Origin of the sequence: Pectobacterium sp. IFB5596, assembly GCF_021432585.1 — a bacterium.
GTDB lineage: Bacteria > Pseudomonadota > Gammaproteobacteria > Enterobacterales > Enterobacteriaceae > Pectobacterium > Pectobacterium punjabense.
Genome location: NZ_LXFY01000031.1, coordinates 221,648 through 223,648, shown reverse-complemented (window position 1 = coordinate 223,648; position 2,001 = coordinate 221,648). Strand labels below are relative to the sequence as shown.

At 59.7% G+C, this 2,001-nt stretch carries 1 protein-coding gene; it reads left to right on the top strand.

What is annotated here, in order from left to right; translation table 11 throughout:
• Positions 1-10 precede the first annotated feature (10 nt).
• Positions 11-2,001: transketolase (gene tkt, locus A6301_RS19910; protein ID WP_234258558.1), on the top strand; the 1,991-nt coding region annotated here is incomplete at its 3' end.

The window sequence follows — 2,001 nt, the reverse complement described above, 5'->3', positions numbered from 1 at the left end:
GGAGTCAAGCATGTCCTCTCGTAAAGAACTTGCCAATGCTATCCGTGCGCTGAGCATGGATGGGGTGCAGAAAGCCAAATCCGGTCACCCGGGCGCACCGATGGGCATGGCCGATATCGCCGAAGTGCTGTGGCGCGACTATCTTAACCATAATCCGGCCAACCCTAACTGGGCCAACCGTGACCGCTTCGTGCTGTCTAACGGCCACGCGTCCATGCTGATTTACAGCCTGCTGCACCTCTCCGGCTACGACCTGCCGATTGAAGAACTGAAAAACTTCCGTCAGCTGCACTCCAAAACGCCAGGTCACCCTGAATACGGCTACACCGCCGGCGTTGAAACCACCACCGGTCCGCTGGGGCAGGGTATCGCCAATGCGGTCGGTATGGCGATTGCCGAGCGCACGCTGGCCGCGCAGTTCAACCGTCCGGGTCATGAGATTGTTAACCATCACACCTACACCTTCCTCGGTGACGGCTGCATAATGGAAGGGATTTCCCACGAAGTCTGCTCGCTGGCGGGCACCATGAAGCTCGGCAAACTGACCGCGTTTTATGATGACAACGGCATCTCCATTGACGGCCATGTTGAAGGCTGGTTTACCGACGATACTGCTGCCCGCTTTGAAGCCTACGGCTGGCACGTGGTGCGCGGCGTGGACGGTCACGATGCGGACGCTATCAAACGCGCCATCGGCGAAGCGCAGCTTGTCACTGACAAACCGTCGCTGCTGATGTGTAAAACCGTGATTGGTTTTGGTTCTCCGAACAAGGCGGGTACGCACGACTCGCACGGTGCACCGCTGGGCGATGCCGAAGTGGCTGCATCCCGCGAACAGCTGGGCTGGACGCACGCACCGTTCGATATTCCTGCCGATATTTATGCCGCCTGGGATGCCAAACCGGCCGGTCAGCGTAAGGAAGCTGCCTGGGACGAGGCATTTGCTGCCTATACCAGCGCGTACCCGGAACTGGCTGCCGAGTTCACTCGTCGCACCGGCGGTGAACTGCCCGCCAACTGGCAGGCAGACGCACAGAAATTCATTGAAGACCTGCAAGCGAATCCGGCGAAAATTGCCAGTCGCAAAGCGTCACAGAACGCGCTGGAAGCCTACGGCAAACTGCTGCCGGAATTCCTGGGCGGCTCTGCCGACCTGGCGCCGAGCAACCTGACCATCTGGTCTGGCTCGGTTTCACTGGATAAAGACCACGTGGGTAATTACATCCACTACGGCGTGCGTGAATTCGGCATGACGGCGATTGCCAACGGGATTGCGCTGCACGGTGGCTTTGTGCCGTACACCGCGACCTTCCTGATGTTTGTGGAATACGCCCGTAACGCGGTGCGTATGGCCGCGCTGATGAAAATCCGCAGCATCTACGTCTACACCCATGACTCCATCGGTCTGGGCGAAGACGGCCCGACGCACCAGCCGGTTGAACAGCTGGCCAGCCTGCGCGTGACGCCAAACATGAGTAACTGGCGTCCGGCAGACCAGGTGGAAACGGCGGTGGCGTGGAAATACGCGATCGAGCGTCAGGACGGCCCAACGTCGCTGATCCTGTCCCGTCAGAATCTGGCACAGCAGTCACGTACCGCTGAGCAACTGGCGAACGTGGCGAAAGGCGGCTATGTGCTGAAAGACAGCGACGGCCAACCGGAGCTGATCCTGATTGCCACCGGCTCTGAAGTGGAACTGGCTGTCGGCGCGTATGACAAACTGACTGCCGCAGGCCGCAAGGTGCGTGTGGTGTCGATGCCATCAACGGATGCGTTCGACAAGCAGGATGCAGCCTACCGTGAAGCGGTGCTGCCGAAGGCCGTATCCGCACGCGTGGCGATTGAAGCAGGTATCGCGGACTACTGGTTCAAGTACGTCGGCCTGAACGGCGCGATTGTCGGCATGACGAGCTTCGGCGAATCGGCTCCGGCGGAACTGCTGTTCGAAGCATTCGGCTTCACCGTCGATAACGTGGTCGAAAAAGCGCAGGCGTTGCTGAA